The organism is Streptomyces sp. P13-3-3, assembly GCF_050571355.1.
Lineage (GTDB): Bacteria > Actinomycetota > Actinomycetes > Streptomycetales > Streptomycetaceae > Streptomyces > Streptomyces althioticus.
The window spans coordinates 5,624,768-5,638,498 of the sequence record NZ_CP192228.1 but is presented as its reverse complement, the minus strand read 5'-3'; the positions used below and the strand labels follow the sequence as shown (position 1 = coordinate 5,638,498).

The window sequence follows — 13,731 nt, the reverse complement described above, 5'->3', positions numbered from 1 at the left end:
TCAAGAGCAGACGTCTGATGTCTGCTGTCCTGGGACCCTAGAGACCCGGGCAGACGACCGTCAAGTGCCCCCGCGTGAGGCCCGGGCCGCCCCCACATGAGGGATACGGCCCCTCCCCCACGACGACAGGGACCGTCCCGCCGCCGTCAGGGAACGGCGGATGCGGCCCCGGCACCCGGGGCCGCATCCGCCGTGTCGGCGCCGGTCAGCGGCGCGCCCGGGCCTCCGCGATGCGCTGCCGCACGGGCTCGTAGTGCTCGCTCAGGGCTGCCGCGAACTCGGCGGCGTCCCGGTCGCGCACCGCGTCCACGATCCGCTGGTGGTTGGCGATGGTGGCGGCCTCGTGTTCGTGGGTGAACACGTCGAGGTGGGGCGCGACGATGACGTACACGTCCCAGAACGCCGAGGAGAGCTGGCCGATGAGGTCGTTGCCGAGAGGGGCGAGCAGCAGGGTGTGGAAGGCGCGGTCGGCCTCGACGAAGCCGTGCCCCTCACCGGCGCCGGCCCGGCGCATCTCGTCGACCAGGTCGGCCAGCCGGTCGATCTGCTCGTCGCTGAGCGCCTCGACGAGCCGCTCGGCCATGCCCCGCTCGAACAGCTCGCGCACCTCGATGAGGTCGCTCATCACCTGGAAGTCGTCGTCCGGGCTGAGCAGCCCGCGGAACGCCAGGCTCTCCACCAGCGCGGACAGGCTCAGCCGGCCCACGTAGGTGCCGTGCCCGTGGCGCACCTCGACGATGTCGAGCGCGGTGAGGATCCTGATCGCCTCGCGCACGCTGGAGCGGCTGGCACCGAGCGCCTCACAGAGGGCGGGTTCGGTCGGCAGAGGGTCGCCGGGGCGTAGCTCGTTGCGCAGAATGTACGACTTGATCCCGTCCACGACCTCCTGGCGCAACGGCTGTCGCACCGCCTTGGGTTCCGGTTCGGCACGCCGAATCGCCCTTTGTCCCACCGCCACCTCTTGACCCCTCTCCCTTGCCCGACTACGTTCCCACGCTATCAAGCATCAGACATCAGACGTCTGATGCGTTCCGACGGGATACGTTCACGCCGGACCGTCGTACAGAATCAGCCATTCCGCTTCTTCGCCCGTCTTTGACTCCCGCCAGGAGGGTTCCTTGACCCCGCGCAGCGCAACCGGCGTCGACCGCCGCACCTTCATGAGATACACCGGCGCCCTCGGTGCGGCGACCGCCATCACCGCGGGCCTCTCCGCGTGCGGCGGCCCGAGCAGCACCGGTGACGGCTCCGACGGCTCGGGCAGCGGCTCCGACACCATCGAGGCGGGCCTGTCCTACCCCCTCTCCACGGGTTTCGACCCCATGATCACCTCCGGCGCGACCCCGTTCGCCGCCAACATGCACATCTTCGAGGGCCTGGTGGACCTCGACCCGGCCACGCTGGCCGCCCGGCCGACGCTGGCCACCGAGATGCCGAAGAAGATCAACGCGACCACCTACCGGGCGACCCTCCGCAAGGGTGCCACCTTCCACGACGGCTCGCCGGTCACCGCCGAGGACGTGGTGTTCAGCTTCGAGCGGGTCCTCGACCCGAAGAACGCCTCGCTCATGGCGCAGTTCGTGCCCTTCATCGACCAGGTGACCGCGGTCGACACGGCGACGGTCGAGTTCAAGCTGAAGTACGCCTTCGCGCTCTTCCCCTCACGGATATCCGTGGTGCGGATCGTGCCGAAGAAGATCGCCGGCGCCGACGCCAAGGCCTTCGACGCCAAGCCGGTCGGCTCGGGTCCCTACCGCTTCGTGTCGGCGGTCCGCGAGGACAAGATCGTCATGGAGGCGTACGACAAGTACAACGGTCCGCACCCCGCCAAGGCCAAGAAGATGGTCTGGCACCTGATCTCCGACCCGTCCGCCCGGGTCAGCGCCCTCAAGTCCGGCCGCGTCCAGGCCATCGAGGACGTGCCCTATATCGACGTCAAGGGCATCACCGGCAAGGACAAGGTGGAGTCCGTCCAGTCCTTCGGCCTGCTCTTCCTGATGTTCAACACCAAGGACAAGCGCTTCGCCGACAAGCGGGTGCGCCAGGCCCTGCACTACGCGCTCGACACCGAGAAGATCATCTCCACCGCCCTGCTGGGCAACGCCGAGGCCGCCACCGGCTACGTGCCGGCCACGCACCCCGACTACAACAAGGCCTCCACCGTCTACGGCCACGACCCGGCCAAGGCCAAGAAGCTGCTCGCCGAGGCGGGCGCGGGCAAGCTCTCCTTCACGCTGCTGCTCACCGACAACGGCTGGGTCAAGGACATCGCACCGCTGATCAAGGAGAGCTGGGCCGCGGTCGGCGTCGAGGCCAAGCTCGACATCCAGCAGTCCGCCGCGCAGTACGCCAAGATCGACAAGGGTGACTTCGAGGCCCTGGCCGCACCGGGCGACCCGTCCGTCTTCGGCAACGACGCGGACCTGCTGCTGCGCTGGTTCTACTACGGCTTCTGGCCGGAGAACCGCTACGGCTGGGCGGGCAGCGCCGCCTACAAGAAGGTCAAGTCGCTGCTGGACAAGGCCGCCGCGGAGGCCGACGAGACGAAGCGCAAGGACCTGTGGGCGCAGGTGACCGACATGGTCGCCGACGAGGCCGCCCTGTACCCGGTGCTGCACCGCAAGCTCCCCACCGCCTGGCGGGACGGGACGCTGACCGGGTTCAAGCCGCTGCCCACCACCGGGCTGTCCTTCATCGACGTCGGCCGCGCCTGACCCGCACGCCCCGGCCGACGGGCCGCCGCGCCGTGACGGGCGGCGGCCCCCGCCCCAATCGCTAGGAACCTCACGATGGTTGCTTTTCTCCGGCTCGCGCTGCGCCGCGTCGCGATGATGCCGGTGATGATCCTCGGCATCGCCCTGCTGGTCTTCGTCGTCCTGCAGTTCTCGCCGGCCGACCCCGCGTACAACGCGCTCGGCGACAGCGCCAGCCCCGAGGCGCGGGCCGCGTTCGCCGAGGAGAACGGTCTCAACGACCCGCTGCCAGTCCGCTACTTCGCCTTCCTCGGCGATCTGGTGCAGGGCGACCTCGGGGTCACCGTGGCGCCCAGCCAGCCGGTCGCCGACCGGATCGCCAACGCGTTCCCGCTCACCCTCCAGCTGACGCTGCTCGGCCTCACGCTGGCCATCGTGCTGGCCCTGGTCCTCGGCGTCACCAGCGCCGTGTACCGCGACCGCTGGCCCGACCAGGTCTTCCGGGTGCTGTCGATGATCGGCATCGCCCTGCCCTCGTTCTGGATCGGTGTCCTGCTCATCCAGCAGTTCGCGCTGAACATGCCGGTCTTCCCGACCGGCGGCTACGTCAACCCGGCCGACTCCTTCAGCGGCTGGCTGGAGAGCCTCGCGCTGCCCGCCGTGGCCCTCGCCCTGCCGGTCGCCTCCTCGCTGGCCCGGCTGATCCGCACCTCGATGGTCGCCGAACTCGACCGGGACTACGTGCGCACCGCCCGCGGCAGCGGCCTGCCCCCCTTCATGATCATCCGGTCGGTGCTGCGCAACTCCCTGATCACCCCGCTGACCGTGCTCGGCGTCAAGGTGGGCTACATGCTCAGCGGCGCCGTCGTCATCGAGGCGATCTTCGACCTGCCCGGCATGGGCAAGCTGATCCTCGAAGGCGTCAACGGGGGCGACGTGGGCCTGGTCCAGGGCACCGTGCTGACGATCGCCGTCGCGTTCCTCGTGGTCAACGTCGTCGTCGACCTGCTCTACCTGCTCGTCAACCCGCGCATCAGGACGGTGTGATGTTCGCTCCACGCTCCCTCGCCGAGCGGCTCCGGCCCGGCACCCGCCTGCGCCGCCTGCCCCTGCCCTCCCGGATCGCGCTCGCGGTCCTCGTCGTCGTCGTGCTGGGCGCCGTCTTCGCACCGCTGCTCACCCAGGACCCGCTCGCCACCGGCACCCCGGCCCTGCCGCCGGGCGCCGACCACTGGTTCGGCACCGACCGGGCCGGCCGCGACGTGTTCGCCCGCGTCGTGCACGGCGCCCGCTACTCCCTGGTCATCGGGTTCGGCGCGACCCTCCTCGCGCTGGCCGTCGGCTCGTCCCTGGGCGCCCTGGCGGCCACCTCGCGCAAGTTCGCCGACGAGTCGGTGATGCGCACGCTGGACGTCGTCATGTCGTTCCCGCCGATCGCGCTGGCCGCCGTGCTGGTCGCCGTGTTCGGGGCCAGCGTCCCGGTCATCATCTTCACCATCGCCTTCGTCTACTCGCCCTCGCTCGCCCGGGTCGTCCGGGCCAACGTGCTGGAGCAGTACGGCGAGGACTACGTCGCCGCGGAGCAGGTCATCGGCGCCCGCCGCCACTACATCGTGGCCCGGCACGTCGCCGTCAACTGCGCGGCGCCGGTGCTGGTGTTCGCGACCGTCATGGTGGCCGACTCGATCATCTTCGAGGCGAGCCTGTCCTTCATCGGCGCGGGCGTGCAGGACCCCGACCCCAGCTGGGGCAGCGTGCTGGCCTACGGCCGGCAGATCCTGCTCTCCGGCGGCTGGTGGGCGACCCTCTTCCCCGGCCTGTGCCTGCTGATCACGGTGCTCGCCCTGAACGTCCTGTCCGAGGGCATGACGGACGCCGCCGCCTCCCCGGACAAGGCCCGCGCCGACGGCGGCGACACCGTCGAGAAGATCGCCGCCGCCGAGCCCGCCGCCGACCGGACCGCCGCCGACGCCGCGCTCACCGAACTCGCCGTCCGGATCGAGGCCACGGAACCCGCCGTGCCGCCGCTCGCCGAGGACGCCGCCGACCTGCTCGTCGTACGCGACCTGTCGATCCGCTTCCCCGACCGGTACGGCGACATCCCCGTCGTCGACGGCATCTCCTTCACGGTCCGCGAGGGCGAGACGCTGGGCCTCGTCGGCGAGTCGGGCTGCGGCAAGTCGATCACCAGCCTGGCCGTCATGGGCCTGCTGGCCCGTAACGCCGTGGCGTCGGGCGAGATCCTCTACCGGGGCCGCGACCTGCTGAAACTGTCGCCGAAGGAACGCCGGGCGCTGATGGGTCCGGAGATCGCGATGGTCTACCAGGACGCCATGTCGTCGCTGAACCCGTCGGTGCTGATCGGCACCCAGCTCAAGCGGCTCACCTCCCGGGGCGGCACCCGCACCCCGGCCGAACTGCTCGAACTGGTCGGCCTGTCCCCCGAGCGCACCCTGCGCAGCTACCCGCACGAGCTCTCCGGCGGCCAGCGTCAGCGCGTGCTCATCGCGATGGCGCTCTCCCGCAGCCCGCGGCTGCTCATCGCGGACGAGCCGACCACCGCGCTCGACGTGACCGTGCAGGCCCAGGTCGTCGAGCTGCTGGTGCGGCTGCGCGACGAGCTCGGCTTCGCCATGGTGCTGGTCTCGCACGACCTCGCTCTGGTCGGCGACCTCGCCCACCGGGTCGCGGTCATGTACGCCGGGCAGGTCGCGGAGGCCGGTGACACCCGCTCCCTGCTGACCGACCCGGCCCACCACTACAGCCGGGGCCTGCTGGGCTCCGTCGTCTCGCTGGAGGCGGGCGCCGAGCGGCTGCACCAGATCCGTGGTGTGGTGCCCGCGCCGAAGGCGTTCGGCGCCGGCTGCCGGTTCGCCTCGCGCTGCACCGCCGCCACCGAGCTGTGCGCCACCACCCCGCCGCCCGCCACCGACCGCGGCGACTCCCCCGACCACCTGTTCGCCTGCCATCACCCGGCGCCCGTGCGCCCGTCGGCCAAGTCGCTGGAGGGTGCCCGATGAACGCCCCCGAGGAAACCATGACCGACCCGCTGGTGCGGCTCGACGGCATCCACGTCCGGCACAAGGCGCGCAGCGGAGGCATCCTGCGCCGGGACGCCGTGCACGCCCTGACCGACGCCTCCCTGGAAGTGCGGCGCGGCGAGATCCTGGGGCTGGTCGGCGAGTCCGGCTGCGGCAAGTCCACCCTGGCGCGGGTGGTCACCGGGCTCCAGCGGCCGACCGAGGGCCGGGTGTACTTCAAGGGCCAGGACCTGTGGGAGATGCCGGCCGCGGAACGCCGCACCCGCTTCGGCGCGAGCGTCGGCGTGATCTTCCAGGACCCGTCGACCGCCCTGAACCCGCGCCTGCCGGTACGGCGGATCCTGCGCGACCCGCTGGACGTGCACGGGCGGGGCACCCGCGCCGAGCGTGAGTCGCGCGTCGAGGAGCTGCTGGACCTGGTGGGCCTGCCCGGACACACGCTGGAGGCCCTGCCCGGGCAGCTGTCCGGCGGGCAGCGCCAGCGGGTGGCGATCGCCCGCGCCCTGGCGCTGGAGCCGGAGCTGATCGTCGCCGACGAGCCGACCAGTGCCCTGGACGTGTCGGTGCGCGCGCAGATCCTCAACCTGCTGGTGGACCTGCGTGCCCGGCTCGGCCTGGCGATGGTCTTCATCTCGCACGACGTGCAGACCGTGCGCTACCTGGCCGACCGGATCGCGGTGCTGTACCTCGGCCGGGTGGTGGAGGAGGGCGGGGCCGCCAGGGTCACCGGCGACTCCCGGCACCCGTACACCGAGGCGCTGCTGTCGGCCACGCCCAGCCTGCTGGAGCGTCCCGAACGGATCGTGCTGCACGGCCCGGTGCCGTCGGCGACGAACCCGCCGTCCGGCTGCCCGTTCCGCACCCGCTGCTGGAAGGCGGACGACGCCTGCGCGGCCGCGTTCCCGCCCGCGTCGGGGGACGGGGACGGCCACCGCTGGCACTGCGTGCACCCGCAGCCGGCCGCCGAGGGCGCCGCGGTCCCGGCCGCCGGCGCCGTCTGACGCCCGCGCCGGCGGGCGGACCGTCCCCCGCCGGCGTCACGCGCGTGGCCGGGTCCTGCGGGGCACAAGGGCGTCCCCCGGACGTCCCTGTCCTCGGCAGGCGCGGGCTGATCCGTGGCCGGCCCACGGCCGACCTATAGTCGGTCCCATGAGCCGTTGGCAGGAACTGACCGGTGGGACCACGGGAAGCGCGTATGCCGCCCGCTTCGAGGCGCTGGCCCGCAGCGGGAAGGACGTGCACGGCGAGGCGGCCTTCTGCGCCGCCCTGGCACCCGCCGGGGCGCGGGTGCTGGACGCGGGCTGCGGCACCGGCCGGGTCATGATCAGGCTGGCCGAGCTCGGGTACGACTGCGTGGGGGTCGACCTGGACGCCTCCATGCTGGACGTGGCCCGCGCCGAGGCGCCGCACCTGCCCTTCTTCCGGGCCGATCTCGCCGCGTTCGATCCCGCCGCGCTCGGCATCGCCGCGGACTTCGACGTCGTGGTCGCCGCCGGCAACGTCCTCCCTCTCCTCACCCCCGGGACGGAGGCCACCGTCGTCGCCCGGCTGGCCGCGGCCCTGCGCCCGGGCGGCCTGCTGGTCGCGGGCTTCGGCCTGGACGCCGCCCACCTGCCCGTACCGCCCACCCTCACGCTGCCGCAGTACGACGCCTACGGCGCCGCGGCCGGCCTCACGCTCGTCGACCGCTTCGCCACCTGGGACGCCGCCCCCTACGAAGGCGGCGGTTACGCGGTCAGCGTCCACCGCCTCTCCCCTTGAGGCACCAGCCGCCCGCTCAGCCTCCTCCCCCGGCGTTCTGCCGGCGGAGGTCCGCGCCGAAGGACTGGTCCGTGCCGTGCCTGCCGTACAGCGCGAAGTAGCCGAGGGATTTTCCCTCTCCGATCGGGCTGGTGCTGTCCGCCGCCGTCTCGAAGGTGAGGCTGTCGTCCCCGTCGCGCATGATCACTGCGGCGAAGTGGTTGTTCCACCGGCCGTTCATGTCGCTCAGGTTCACGTAGTGGTTCTCACCGATCGCGGGATCGGGACGTGCCTGCTGGAGGTCGCCCCCCGCGATTCCGAGCAGCCGCTGCGCGCCGGCCTGGCAGTCGTTGGGCATCGTGATGAGAAGGTCCCGGATCGCGCTCTCCGGCTGCCGGGAGTCGGCGTACTTCACGACGATCTCACCGATGACCTTCCCCGCTGTCTTCAGGTACTCGGTCGTGTCACGGGTAGGGTCCACCGGGACGTTCCCGGCGGCCCAGTCCGCTCCCAGGGCGTCCAGCGCGAGCCTGAGCAGCCGCTGATGAACCTCTCCGACAGCCCGCTTGTCAGGGCTGCGTGCGTTCAGGAGTCTGGTGACGTCCTCGAGCAGGCGGCCGAGAGCGGCCGGCGGCTCGACCACGCTCTGCCGGTAGGAGGCGAGTTTGTTCTGCCTGGTCTGCGCGTCCTCGCCCGCGATGGGCTCGTGGTCCGGGTTCGTCCGCGCCTCCTCGGCCGCCTCCCTCGTGGCGAAGACGGGGAGTACCCGACGCAGCATCCTGCCGTCGATCCTCACCTCCCGGCCCGCTTCGAGACGGATGCGGACCCGGTCCAGCGCAGCCAGCGCGCCATTGGCCTTGTCGATCAGCGCGGCATCGGCGTAGGCCTCCTGACGGCCGGAGACGGCGATCTTCCCGTTCTGCGAGATCCGGTCGTACGAGGCGGTGTCCGCGACGTCCCGTTCCTCGGCCGGACCCGCGTAGCGCTGCACAGGGGTGCGGCTCAGCGTCCGGGCGACCGCCGCGTTGCCGGCGCTGCGCTGCAGGGCGGCCAGGTGGGCGGCCGCCGCGTCGCCGGTGCCGTGCCGGTGGGCGACGGGTCCGATGGCCGGGCCCGGAAGGCGCCTGTTCGTTTCTGCGGTCTGTTCCGGCAGCGGGCCCTGCCGCCGCGGCAGCCTCGCGTACATCAGGTCACTCTCTTTCCCGGTCACCGCCGAACAGATCTCCTCACCAAGGCTCGGGCCCCGGCGGCGCAGGAGGAAAGGCCTGGTGAGGAAGACCGGCGGGCAGCTTCACTGCCCTTTAGTTCCTGCCGTGTGCCGGCCCCGCGGAGTCAGGACGGGCGGCACCGCACGCGCCGAAGTCCTGCGCGTCCGATCACCACGGGCGAGCATTGAGGTGCGATCCGAAGGATGTGTGCAGCGCAACGGAAGGGACCGAGCCGTGCATGGCGAGTACAAGGTGCCCGGCGGCAAGCTGGTCGTCGTGGATCTGGATGTCGAGGACGGTGCCCTGCGCAACGTGCGCGTCTCCGGGGACTTCTTCCTGGAGCCGGACGAGGCGATCCTCTCGATCAACGCGGCCCTCGAGGGTGCGCCCTCGTCGACGGACGCCGCGGGGCTGGCCGCCCGGATCACGGCGGCGCTGCCGGAGTCGACCGTGATGTTCGGGCTGACGGCGGAGGGCATCGGCATCGCCGTCCGGCGCGCTCTGTCCCACGCGACCGAGTGGAGCGACTACGACTGGCAGTTGGTGCACATGGGGCCGCAGGCGCCGGCCCTGCACATGGCGCTGGACGAGGTGATCACCGCCGAGGTGGCCGCCGGGCGGCGGGCCCCGACCCTGCGGGTGTGGGAGTGGGCCTCGCCTTCCGTGGTGATCGGCAGTTTCCAGTCCCTGCGGAACGAGGTGGACCCCGAAGGGGCGGCGAAGCACGGGATGACCGTGGTGCGCCGCATTTCCGGTGGCGGGGCCATGTTCGTGGAGCCCATGAGTACGATCACGTACTCCCTGTCCGTGCCGGAGTCCCTGGTCTCGGGCCTCTCCTTCGCGGACAGCTACGCCTACCTCGACGACTGGGTGCTCGGCGCACTCGGCGACATGGGTATCAGGGCCTGGTACCAACCCCTGAACGACATCGCCACCGAGGCCGGCAAGATCGCCGGTGCGGCCCAGAAGCGCGTGGTGGGCCCCGAGGGCGGACCCGGAGCCGTCCTGCACCACGTGACGATGTCCTACGACATCGACGCCGACAAGATGCTCGAGGTGCTGCGGATCGGCAAGGAGAAGATGTCCGACAAGGGCACCAAGAGCGCCAAGAAGCGTGTGGACCCGCTCCGCCGGCAGACGGGCCTCGCTCGGGAGCAGGTCATCGAGAACATGGTCGCCTCCTTCCGCGGTCGCTACGGTCTCACCACGGGCGAGGTCACGGCGGAGGAGCTGGCCCGCGCGGAGGAGCTGGTGCGGACGAAGTTCGCGACCGAGGAGTGGACCGCGCGCGTGCCGTGAACGCCGGGTGCCGCGCCAGGTGACGACGCCGTACGGTGATCTGGCGCGCGCTCGGGAACCGGCGCGGCCCGAGTTCACCGCACCGGAATGGGTCGCGCGGGTGCCCTGACGCTCAAATCCCCCTATTCGCAGAGGAACTGCGGCAAGCGGCCGCCGATGCGGAACCGCGCGGTCACCGCGTGCCTACGGAGCGAGTTGAACCCTTCCGCACCTTGACGAAGCGTGTGACACTGGCGTCCCGTCCGCAGTGCGGACCCTCTCCGCACCGTCCCCCACGAGAAGTGCGCCGTGCGTTCCTTTCCTCTGCCGATCGCCCTGACCGCCCGTCTGTCGCCGGTGGTCGTCCTCGCCGCGGCCGGATGGGCGCTGTCCTCCGGCCCGCTGGCCACGCCCGAGACCTCCGAGGACAAGCCGACCGGGAAGACCGCCTCGCAGCAGTCGCCCACCGCCCCGTCCGAGACGCAGGCGGTGAAGACGTACGCCGCGGCGCCCGAGCCGTGCGCCGCGCTGTCCGCGAAGACGGTCAAGTCCCTTGTGCCGGGCGCGAAGTCGGCCGGCAAGGAGATACCGTCCACGGACTCCGACCTGCGCCGCACCTGCTCGTGGAACGCCCTCAAGGGCTACGACTACCGCTGGCTCGACGTGTCCTTCGAGGTGCTGGCCTCCGACGAGGCCGCGGAGAAGTCGTACGACGGGCGGCTGGCGGAGAAGAGCGGCGGGGGCGCCGTCCCGGGGGTCGGGGACGCGGCGTACTCGGTCGTGAACCTCACCACCGAGGACAAGCAGGACACGCGTGAGGGTGTCGTGGTGGCGCGGGCCGCCAACGCGCTGGTGATCGTCACGTACAACGGCAGCGACTTCGAGTCGAAGAAGGCGCCGGACACGGAAGAGATCAACAAGGGCGCGATCAAGGCCGCCAAGGAAGCGGTGGCCGCCTTGCAGAAGACCCAGGGCTGACCCGGAACCGCATCCGGAACCAATGGTTCCGTGACATCTGTCACAGCGCGTCACCGATCTGACCGGGTCGCTTAGTAGGCGGGGCCGCGGCGACATGGGGGACTTGTCCGTCTTGACGGGAACGCGGACCGGGCCCGCACAGGTGGCCGTCCTGCCGGGATCCGGATGCCCGCGCTTCGTCGCCGCATGGCGCTTTCTGACGTGTCGGCAGACGCTCCCGGCCCCCCTCCGAGGGCCGGTCGGCATGCTCTCCCGCGCGTCGCAAGGGCCTGGATGACCTACGAAGCCGGGTAGTACGTGAGCCCTTTGCGCCCCGCGCCGGGCCGTCCGAAGAATGACCAGCCTCCGCACACCCAGGGGTGAGGTCACGTATGGGAATCCATCGCCAGCAGAAGAAGTACCGGCGGACGGTCGTCACCGCGGTCGCCGTCGGCGTCATCGGCATACCCTCGGTCGCCATGGCCTGTACCGACTGGCCGGACGGCGGGCAGCGGGAGGACCGCGCCACCTCGGTGCCGTCCGTCGGGGAGGACCGCTGGGACGGCCCCGGCTGGTACAGCCGCTGGCGCAGCCAGCACGAGGGCGCCCCGTCGCCGGTGGCCTCGGACTCCCCCAGCGCCTCGGCGAGCCCCTCCGAGGACGCCCGCGAGCACCACGGCGGCAAGCCCTCGCACAAGCCGAAGAAGAAGGCCACCGAGCCGGCCTCCGCGGCCCCCTCCACGACCACGGCGGCCCCGAAGCCCGGCACTGCGGCTCCCAAGCCCTCCACGGCCGCTCCGGCGCCTTCCACCACCGCGCCGAAGCCGACGACCGCGGCCCCCGAGCCGACCACCTCCGCTCCGAAGCCCACGGCCACGGCCTCCGGCGCCGTCGCCCAGGTCGTCGAACTGGTCAACCAGGAGCGGGCCGAGGCCGGCTGCGCCCCGGTGACCGCGAACTCCACGCTGAACACGGCCGCCCAGCGGCACAGCGAGGACATGGCGTCGACCGGCACCATGTCCCACACCGGCTCCGACGGTTCCGACCCCGGTGAGCGCATCACCCGCGCCGGGTACACCTGGAGCACCTACGGCGAGAACGTCGCCTACGGGTACTCCACCCCGGAGCAGGTGATGCAGGGCTGGATGACCAGCCCCGGCCACAAGGCGAACATCCTCAACTGCTCGTTCAAGGAGATCGGCGTCGGCCTGTCCGGCACCTACTGGACGCAGGACTTCGGCACGGCCCGCTGACCCTGCCGAGGCCGCCGGGGACGCGGCGGCGAGTCCTCACACCCGCCGCCGTGTCCCCGCCGTCAGGCCGACGTACACGACGAGCGAGGCCGCGAGGCCCACCGCCCAGCCGTAGTCCGCGAGCGGCTTCAGGAACGGGATCAGCCCGTCCTCGGGGAAGGGCCCCTTGCCGGGCGCCGAGTGGGAGCCGCCCACCGCGAGCACCCCGCCGACCAGGAAGGCCACCACGGCGTGCACGTTCCAGCCGGACGTGTACCAGTAGCGTCCGCCGGGGGTGTACAGGTCGGTCAGGTCCAGCCGGGTGCGCCGCACGATCCAGTAGTCGGCGATGAGGATGCCGGCGACCGTGCCGAGCAGCCCGCCGACCAGCCCGAGCCAGGTGAAGATGTACAGCTCCGGCGTCTCGGTCAGCTTCCACGGCATGATGACCACGCCGACCACCCCGGTGATCAGCGCCCCGGTGCGGAAGCTGATGAACTTCGGCGCCAGGTTGGCCAGGTCGTACGCGGGTGACACCACGTTCGCCGCGATGTTCACGGAGATGGTGGCGACGAGCACCGTGATCAGCGCGAAGAGCAGCCCGAAGACGTTGTCGGTCTTGGCGGCCAGCTCCACCGGGTCCCAGATCGCCGCCCCGTAGACGGCCTGCGAGCCGGAGGTGACGAACACCGACAGCAGCGCGAACAGGGTCATGGTGGTGGGCAGTCCGAGTGTCTGCCCCCACACCTGGGCGCGCTGCCCCGCGCCGAAGCGGGTGAAGTCGGGGATGTTGAGGCTGAGCGTCGACCAGAAGGCGATCATGCCCATCAGGGACGGGAAGAACACCGGCCAGAAGTCGGCGCCCCAGCCGAGCCGGGACGGCTGGTCCAGCAGCGGCCCGAGACCGCCGGCCTTGTTCGCGACCCACACCAGCAGCACCAGCGCGCCGACGATGACGAACGGCGCCGCCCAGTTCTCGAACCGGCGCAGCGCCTCCATCCCCCGGTAGATGATGGCCAGTTCGAGCGCCCAGAAGAGCACGAAGCAGACCCACAGGGTCCACGGCTGGCCGCCCACCTCCGACGCCTCGGCCCAGCCGCCGAACAGCTTGCCCAGCAGCACGAAGATGCCCTGGCCGCCGATCCAGGTCTGGATGCCGAACCAGGCGCAGGCGACCGCGGCGCGGATCATGGCGGGCAGGTTGGCGCCGCGCAGCCCGAAGGAGGCACGGGCCAGCACCGGGAACGGGATGCCGTACTTGGGGCCCGCGTGACCGGTCAGCAGCATCGGCGCGAGCACGATGACGTTGGCCAGCGCGATGGTGAAGACGGCCTGCTTCCAGTCCATGCCGAGCGCGACCAGTCCGGACGCGAGCAGCCAGGAGGGGATGTTGTGCGCCATCCCCACCCACAGGGCGGTGAAGTTGTACGTGGTCCAGCGGCGGCGGGCCAGCGGGACCGGCAGCAGGTCGTCGTTGACGAAGCGGGCGTCGTCGAGGACGGCGCCCGGCGGGAGCTCGACGCGTCCCGCCGGGTCGGGTATCGGGTTCTCTGAAGGCGCGGGCGGGACGGTCGCGGTCATG

11 protein-coding genes are annotated in these 13,731 nt (G+C 71.5%); 8 read left to right on the top strand and 3 right to left on the bottom strand.

The window, feature by feature from the left end; all coding sequences use genetic code 11:
• Positions 1-205: 205 nt before the first annotated feature.
• Entirely contained in the window at positions 206-958 is a 753-nt protein-coding gene (locus ACQZOG_RS25360; RefSeq protein ID WP_058917287.1) for a FadR/GntR family transcriptional regulator, read from the bottom strand.
• Between the two features lie 202 nt (positions 959-1,160).
• Between ACQZOG_RS25360 and ACQZOG_RS25355 the strand changes: the two genes are divergently transcribed.
• The 5 genes from ACQZOG_RS25355 (at position 1,161) to ACQZOG_RS25335 (ending at position 7,495) form a co-directional block, all read left to right on the top strand.
• A complete protein-coding gene (locus tag ACQZOG_RS25355; protein WP_051747838.1) occupies positions 1,161-2,714 on the top strand; it encodes an ABC transporter substrate-binding protein in 1,554 nt (517 codons plus the stop codon).
• 75 nt (positions 2,715-2,789) lie between these two features.
• Entirely contained in the window at positions 2,790-3,740 is a 951-nt protein-coding gene (locus ACQZOG_RS25350; RefSeq protein WP_033273796.1) for an ABC transporter permease, read from the top strand.
• Positions 3,740-5,713, top strand: a complete 1,974-nt coding sequence (locus tag ACQZOG_RS25345) for a dipeptide/oligopeptide/nickel ABC transporter permease/ATP-binding protein (protein WP_033273797.1) — start codon at positions 3,740-3,742, stop codon at positions 5,711-5,713. Before ACQZOG_RS25350 ends, ACQZOG_RS25345 begins: the two co-directional genes overlap by 1 nt.
• Positions 5,710-6,735, top strand: coding sequence for an ABC transporter ATP-binding protein (locus ACQZOG_RS25340; RefSeq protein ID WP_230229432.1), 1,026 nt, complete (start codon positions 5,710-5,712; stop codon positions 6,733-6,735). Before ACQZOG_RS25345 ends, ACQZOG_RS25340 begins: the two co-directional genes overlap by 4 nt.
• Positions 6,736-6,883: 148 nt before the next feature.
• The gene (locus tag ACQZOG_RS25335) at positions 6,884-7,495 is read left to right on the top strand and encodes a class I SAM-dependent methyltransferase (protein ID WP_033273798.1); all 612 of its coding nucleotides are present in this window, start codon (positions 6,884-6,886) and stop codon (positions 7,493-7,495) included.
• A 16-nt stretch (positions 7,496-7,511) separates the two neighbouring features.
• On the opposite strand, the gene ACQZOG_RS25330 is transcribed toward ACQZOG_RS25335, so the two are convergent.
• The gene (locus ACQZOG_RS25330) at positions 7,512-8,684 is read right to left on the bottom strand and encodes a hypothetical protein (RefSeq protein ID WP_033273799.1); all 1,173 of its coding nucleotides are present in this window, start codon (positions 8,682-8,684) and stop codon (positions 7,512-7,514) included.
• 232 nt (positions 8,685-8,916) lie between these two features.
• Here ACQZOG_RS25330 and ACQZOG_RS25325 point away from each other — a divergent pair, with 232 nt between their 5' ends.
• From ACQZOG_RS25325 to ACQZOG_RS25315, 3 genes are all read left to right on the top strand, one after another.
• A complete protein-coding gene (locus ACQZOG_RS25325) occupies positions 8,917-9,981 on the top strand; it encodes a lipoate--protein ligase family protein (RefSeq protein ID WP_033273800.1) in 1,065 nt (354 codons plus the stop codon).
• 288 nt (positions 9,982-10,269) lie between these two features.
• Positions 10,270-10,938 (top strand): hypothetical protein, encoded by a 669-nt coding sequence (locus tag ACQZOG_RS25320; RefSeq protein WP_033273801.1) that lies wholly within the window; start codon positions 10,270-10,272, stop codon positions 10,936-10,938.
• 371 nt (positions 10,939-11,309) lie between these two features.
• Positions 11,310-12,170: a CAP domain-containing protein gene (locus ACQZOG_RS25315; protein WP_430741835.1), complete on the top strand. Its 861-nt coding sequence runs from the start codon at positions 11,310-11,312 to the stop codon at positions 12,168-12,170.
• Positions 12,171-12,206: 36 nt separating this feature from the next.
• Here the strand turns inward: ACQZOG_RS25315 and ACQZOG_RS25310 are convergent, their stop codons facing one another.
• Positions 12,207-13,730 carry an NCS1 family nucleobase:cation symporter-1 gene (locus ACQZOG_RS25310; RefSeq protein WP_033273803.1) on the bottom strand — a complete coding sequence of 508 codons (1,524 nt, stop codon included), beginning with the start codon at positions 13,728-13,730 and terminating at the stop codon, positions 12,207-12,209.
• Position 13,731 lies beyond the last annotated feature (1 nt).